The 6,091-nt window shown below is 35.4% G+C and carries 7 protein-coding genes; all 7 read right to left on the bottom strand.

Going from position 1 to position 6,091, the window contains the following annotated elements; translation table 11 throughout:
* Positions 1–130: 130 nt before the first annotated feature.
* Positions 131–490: a hypothetical protein gene (locus tag KEM10_RS23205; RefSeq protein ID WP_212220566.1), complete on the bottom strand. Its 360-nt coding sequence runs from the start codon at positions 488–490 to the stop codon at positions 131–133.
* 162 nt (positions 491–652) lie between these two features.
* Entirely contained in the window at positions 653–1,105 is a 453-nt protein-coding gene (locus KEM10_RS23200) for a hypothetical protein (protein ID WP_212220563.1), read from the bottom strand.
* A gap of 49 nt (positions 1,106–1,154) precedes the next feature.
* A complete protein-coding gene (locus KEM10_RS23195; protein ID WP_212220561.1) occupies positions 1,155–2,729 on the bottom strand; it encodes an IS1182 family transposase in 1,575 nt (524 codons plus the stop codon).
* Positions 2,730–2,963: 234 nt separating this feature from the next.
* Positions 2,964–3,551, bottom strand: coding sequence for a hypothetical protein (locus tag KEM10_RS23190; RefSeq protein WP_212220558.1), 588 nt, complete (start codon positions 3,549–3,551; stop codon positions 2,964–2,966).
* A 222-nt stretch (positions 3,552–3,773) separates the two neighbouring features.
* A complete protein-coding gene (locus tag KEM10_RS23185; protein WP_212220555.1) occupies positions 3,774–4,541 on the bottom strand; it encodes a hypothetical protein in 768 nt (255 codons plus the stop codon).
* A gap of 149 nt (positions 4,542–4,690) precedes the next feature.
* Positions 4,691–5,173 carry a hypothetical protein gene (locus KEM10_RS23180; RefSeq protein ID WP_212220552.1) on the bottom strand — a complete coding sequence of 161 codons (483 nt, stop codon included), beginning with the start codon at positions 5,171–5,173 and terminating at the stop codon, positions 4,691–4,693.
* A 446-nt stretch (positions 5,174–5,619) separates the two neighbouring features.
* Positions 5,620–5,925, bottom strand: a complete 306-nt coding sequence (locus tag KEM10_RS23175) for a hypothetical protein (RefSeq protein ID WP_212220549.1) — start codon at positions 5,923–5,925, stop codon at positions 5,620–5,622.
* Positions 5,926–6,091 lie beyond the last annotated feature (166 nt).

Genomic DNA, 6,091 nt, shown 5'->3' with positions numbered 1-6,091 from the left:
TTGGTCGTGGTGTCGTGTCACGCGGTAGCGATGACAGGACGCTAGACAAAGGCGTCAGGACGAGCCAACCTAGCCATGCTTTATTCCAGCGTGTTGGGCTCTCGTGCTTTTATTTGTTATTATTCAGTAATTAATGAGTAATATTCATTCCTCCAATTATTTTAAAGCTAGGTTTTACCCATAAAAAACAATCAGACATATTTTCTGAGTCAAACGTGATTTTCATGCATTCTATATTATCTCTTTTCTCAATTTTTAGAGTTTCAATGTCATAAAAACGCCAATTGAACTTTAAGATGTTATTTTGTTCCCAAAAGATCTCAATGTCTCCATATGATGGTGAAATAATAATTTCAATTTTTTCTAAATCACTTTTAATAACGTAGGTCAGAATATTATAATAAAAAGGAACGTCAGAATCTTTATCTGCTTTTATAGGTTCCACTTCAAAGAAGCTCATTAATTCAAATTCTTCTGGTAATTCGTTCATTTTATGTTCCTTTTAGAATGGAGCCCAACGGTTGCTGGATGAAGTCGTGGCGCGTTAGTCGTGGTGTCGTGTCACCCGCTAGGGGGACTAAGACGGTAGACTAAAGTGTCAGGACGAGCCGACCGAGCCATGCTTTATTTCCAGCGGGTTGTGTTTAGTTCTTTATTTATCTATTAATCTCAATACAATTAATTGCGTAGGAGTTATCGTATAACCGTCCCAAATTCCAATTTCACCGATGGCATACAAGTTTTTTTCATAATGTTTCGGTTCATCAAATAAAGTCATTGCCTGATAATTCTCTTGAATACTAATAGTTCCGCGACCAAGTCCTTTATTCTGCTTTAATACAAATTCAAATTCTGTCTTGCTTTGTCGTTTTAATGAAATCAAAGATTCGTTTTTTGAGATTATGTCAAAGGAACTATATTTAATTTTCTCAGGTTTAACGTCAATCACTTTTATTCCCCATTGTTTCGTGTTGTCTGAAGGTAACGGGACTTTCCAGACCTTTATATTTAATATCTCCAAAAGGTCACTGTCAGAAATTAAGTCTTGGCTTGTTTTACAACCAAATAATGAAATCACAAATATAACTAGTAACGATAATCTCATAAGTTCACTTTTTTGAATTAAACACAACGGCAGTCTGTCTAAAAACCAATTAGGCAGCTATGCTTTTGTTTAAAAATAGGATTAAGTTTTGATAGTGAGAAAGGAATTGCACTTTTACATTCATTTCTTCCAGGTCTTGAATCTGGTGCATAAATGTGTTTCTTAGTGCTTTTTTGACTTGTTTTAAGAGTAAAAGAGGCCTTAATGCACCTATCAAAGCATCTATTCCTACAATACTGATTAATCGGCGCAGATTATAAGCTATCATTATCAGGCCAACATCAGCACTGGCTCTGGTGATTGACTTTTTTGTCATGATATGATCAAAGCCCCATTGACGTTTTATGGTACCATAAGGATGTTCAACAATGGCTTGCCGTCTTTTATAGAGTTTTGGGTTAGCTTCAATACGGGCTTTGTTTGCTGCTACATCAATGCTTCCGGTTACATACCGGATGATTCGACCATTATGCTTAGCACTGGTACACTTCGGCCTGGCGTTACATTCTTTACAGGCCGGTGTTCTGAATAACTGAAAATCGCCTCCACGAGAGGCTTTATGCCATTTACCATTGGTGGTCAAAGTTTGCCCCATAGGACAAGTATAAGAGTGTTGTTCTGAATCATATTTAAAATGCTCCAAATTATAAGCTGGATCAGGAGCCTGGGAGTTTTTAGGAAGTGCAGGTATAGCCACCATTACATCTACTCCTAACTTTGCTGCAGTAGCAAATTCGCTAGCCGTATGGTAGCCCTTATCATACAAGGCTGTGAAGTGATTATGACCAATGATACCAACAGCATTGGTAAGCATCAGGCCCATGGCTTTGCTGTCATTTTCATTAGTAACCGCATAGTCTATCGGCAGATTATGTTGGGCATCAACTGTGGTTTGTACATTATAAGCCACTTCTGTTATAATATTTCGAATGGCCAGTTGACGACTCTCCGGATCGGATGTGGAAATCTGTTTTTCTCCTGTTGCCTTCAATTCAGCTTCCAACTTATGGTACTTCTCTTTTCGCCCTTCTTGTTTATTAATCTCTTCCTGCAATTTCCTTTTTTTTGCTGAATCACCGTCTTCCTTAGCTAAGGCCTGGTTGTATTCATTCAGCTTGTTTTCGATGTATTGCAAGTGGCGATCAATCTTTTTCTGATTGAAGTTATTCTTCTTACTATTCTGTGCTCTGAGCTTGGTGCCATCTCCAGCCAATAGTTGACCTCCAATGAGATTGAAATACTTAGCTACCTTGACAGTTTCTTTGAATACTCCTTTGATAGCCTTGGGATTATCGCGTCTGAAATTGGCAATGGTGTTATGATCGGGCTTTAACTGCTTGAGCAACCACATTAATTCAATATTTCGATGACACTCTTTCTCTAAGCAACGAGATGAACGAATACGATTAAGATAGCCGTAAATAAAGAGTTTTAATAAATCGGCAGGGTGGTAGCACGGGCGCCCATTTTCACCAGCCGATAAATCAAATCCAAATTCTGCCAGGTTAAGACTTGACACAAATGCATCAATAAATCGAACCTCATTGTCAGCTTCTATGGCATCATCAAGTGTAAGGGTAAATAATTGGATTTGTGATCGATTTTGGCCTTGAATAAATTTCATAATTAAAGATACAAAAGATATCTTATAATTTCTGTCTTACTAAGGGTTTTTAGACAGTCTGACGGCCTGCCGCATGGTGCGTAAGGGAAATTTGACCTTACTAGCCTTTCAAATTGCGGTGAGCCGAAGCGTTGGGTTGGGTTTTATATTTTCATTTTTTTAAAGTCAAATCAACGATTTGGCGTTGTTTGCCGAAGCCGCAAAACTTTCAAATTGCTCTGCCTCCCTTATGCATTATGCGGTTTGTTGGCACCCGTTATTTATTATTTCTACCTCTGCTAAATTTACTTTTTGAGTCAGATATTGAAATATTTTCTTTTTGTCTTTAATGTTGTCCCGAAATCCACTAATCTCTACAATTTTCTCATTGTCAATGATTCTGATAACTGAGCGGTCAATTTCAATTTTGCTAAATGAACTGAAATTTTGTTTGGTGTTTTTATACAAATTCTTGACAACTAATACATTGTTCATGTATGATATTTGCATTGAATTTTCATATACCAATCCAGATATCAGAAAGATACCACTTAAGAAAATTCCAAAGTAATAATATTGATGTCCAGCAATCCATGGCTGAAATAGAAATACTGAAATTAGTAGCGATAATAAGAAACATGTAATTTGTATTGCAACGTCATTTATATTTCTAATTAATAGGTGAGTTTTTGTTAGCCTAATTCTTCTTTCCAACAAATACAAAAATGAAATAATAAAAGTGATAAACAGAGTCTCTCTCAAATATTCAAAGTTTTCAAGTTGGTCCTTGAATAAAATATGAAGAATTGTCCCTAATGTTATAAAGAAGCCAGGAAGTTTCATTGTTTATAAATCTTTAATGGGTGCCAACGTGAGCATAAGGGCAGTACGGTTTAAGTAACTACTTTTTATTGCGTATTGCACTTAGCAAATTAATTTTGAGTTCAATTTAAGCAAATAATTTCTCCACGAGAAATTAATTTGCGGTGTTACTTAAAAGCAGCTATCAATCGGCTGCAACCCGCACCCGTATTGACTTTATGCATTGTTGCCCGTAGTATTTTATCATTTTCTTAAATATCTTGAATAGGAACCTTTATTTCCATAACAAATCCATGGGTCAATATAAATATGGTCAATCTTGTTGTTTTCAAATTTCAATAGTATTTGAGTTGTCGATTGGTCAGTTCCACAATTTCCCTTTAATAATTGCTTGAACCAAATTTTGGATGGTCTGGATGAATGGCAGAAAATCATTGTTAAATTTTCAGAGCTACAATCAATATTTTCCATTCCTAGCTTTTCAAATAATTCATTTTTGGTCTGACCAACTTTAATTCCATTCATAAAGCTTAGTAAAGTGTCGCGAACAAATGCAGATTCCCAACGAAATTCATCATTGTCCTTTATTAATGAAATTAAATCTTTTGAGTTTTTTAAATAAACAAAATATGGAATATCATCGTCTATTTCCACATTATAAAATTTTGGATAATAATCTTGAAATAGCTTTTCATTCACTGGTGGAAAAAATTCATTTCCTAAATCGTCAAGCATTCCATTATTAAAAAATACAAATAGTGAATCTTTTACTTTTTCAATGGCTGATATTTCCGAAGTCAAAAGGTGATTGCTTATTAAACTGTCAGAAAGACTTTCTGATGGAAATATTCTTTCACCAACATATTTAAATTTTTGATTCGAAGTGTGAAATGAAAACGTGTCAATTGTGAATTCTTTCTGTTCTTCCGTTTGTTTTGATTTCATATTCTGTTGACATGAAACCATAAACAAAACAAGGTTTGAAATTAAAGCTATTCTTAAATATTTCATCAGTTTCTCGGTTTTTATATTACGGGCAACGTTGGCTGGATGAAGTCGTGGCGCGTTAGTCGTGGTGTCGTGTCACCCGATAGGGGGACTAAGACGGTAGACTAAGGTGTCAGGACGAGCAACGCGCGCTATGCTTTATTTCCAGCGTGTTAGCTGCTGGTTTTTCTATTCTTTCTATTTCGTTTTTTAGAATTATATTCTTCAAATACTCGGTCATAACATGGTGTCAACGTTGTAAAAATACCTTTCTCATAAGCTAATTTGTGGAGTTCAGGTAGTTTTTTAAATCGTTTTAATCTTTTTCTATCAGCACTTTTTAAGGATATGAAATCATAAATCCATTCATTCATCATTATGACATCTATTGTATCACATCCATCTTTTAATTCAATTGTTGTCCATTCCATGCCAACAAATGACAATAATAATTTTTTAGTCCCTAATGGTAATTCAAATTTGAATTGACCGTCAATGTTTGCCTTAGCAATTTCCACAGTGTCAATATTACAAATTGATACCATTGGAATATATTGTAAATCTTCATCTACAATTTGTCCATGTATTGTACGAGTCTGCCCATTTATATCGAGACTAATTATGACTAGTGTTGATATGATTAAAAGTATTCTCATTTTTTTTCAAACTTGCAGCTAACGGTTTGGCTATGCGCAGTGCGGAGTTTGAAAGCCGAAACTTTCAAACTTGCACAAACGGTAGCCAAAGCTGCGTTTTGTGTTTTTAAATTTATTCAACAAAAACGTCAAAGCGTAGCTTTGGCGGGCTAAAAGCACCGACCTTTCTTTTATTCCTTCAGCCCGCATTGCGTATAGGTTTTGTTGTGTGGCGTTTTTTATTTTTTACTATCAATAAGGTCGTCAGGATAAGTGGAAGAGAAATTCCCGCAATTAGAAGGACGTACTGGACAAGTCCAACTACAGCATAAACTCCAAATCCCCAATCAGTTCTCACTCTGTCCGCTTTTTTTAAAAACTCGTTGAGTTCTGTCGAGTTGTCCATATACCAATAACCCAATAGCATGGCAATACTCAGAACATAAAGTCCTACAATTTTGAGTTTCTTATTTCGTGAATTGGACATTTTTAATTTCTCCTTTTTCTATGTCAATTTCTACTCTGTAACAACTGAATGTATTTGCGAAAACCTTGTCTCCGTTTGTTGTAAATCCAACGTAGTTGTCCATTGAGTTATGGTTTTCGTACGGATAAGGCAAGAACCATTCAATTTCCATTTGTTGGTTAATGCAGTATAAGTTTGAGTTGTCACCATTTTCGTATTCGTAGTAATTTTCAACGACCAATATTTTCCCGTTTGATAGAACTTCAATCTCCTTAAATTCTGTCGAAATAGGCTTGTGTTCGGTCAAGTTTAAGTCCTTGTCGAAATGATATATTCTATTGTTTTTGAAGTCTATCGTCATCTTTTTTTCAAATGCCACACAACGGTTAACTAGGCGCTGAAATGGAAACTGATCTTATATGTGAATATAAGAGCGGTTTCTGTTTTTGCGTTTAGTGGGTGTTATAGGCTGT

Source organism: Carboxylicivirga linearis (assembly GCF_018271995.1).
Taxonomy (GTDB): Bacteria; Bacteroidota; Bacteroidia; order Bacteroidales; family Marinilabiliaceae; genus Carboxylicivirga; species Carboxylicivirga linearis.
The sequence above is the reverse complement of the archived record's forward strand: the minus strand, read 5'-3'. Positions and strand labels throughout refer to the sequence as shown.

Bases quoted from the DNA above. Each gene is read 5' to 3' on its own strand.
- KEM10_RS23205 (WP_212220566.1), bottom strand. From the start codon at position 490: ATGAACGAATTACCAGAAGAATTTGAATTAATGAGCTTCTTTGAAGTG.
- KEM10_RS23200 (WP_212220563.1), bottom strand. From the start codon at position 1,105: ATGAGATTATCGTTACTAGTTATATTTGTGATTTCATTATTTGGTTGT.
- KEM10_RS23195 (WP_212220561.1), bottom strand. From the start codon at position 2,729: ATGAAATTTATTCAAGGCCAAAATCGATCACAAATCCAATTATTTACC.
- KEM10_RS23190 (WP_212220558.1), bottom strand. From the start codon at position 3,551: ATGAAACTTCCTGGCTTCTTTATAACATTAGGGACAATTCTTCATATT.
- KEM10_RS23185 (WP_212220555.1), bottom strand. From the start codon at position 4,541: ATGAAATATTTAAGAATAGCTTTAATTTCAAACCTTGTTTTGTTTATG.
- KEM10_RS23180 (WP_212220552.1), bottom strand. From the start codon at position 5,173: ATGAGAATACTTTTAATCATATCAACACTAGTCATAATTAGTCTCGAT.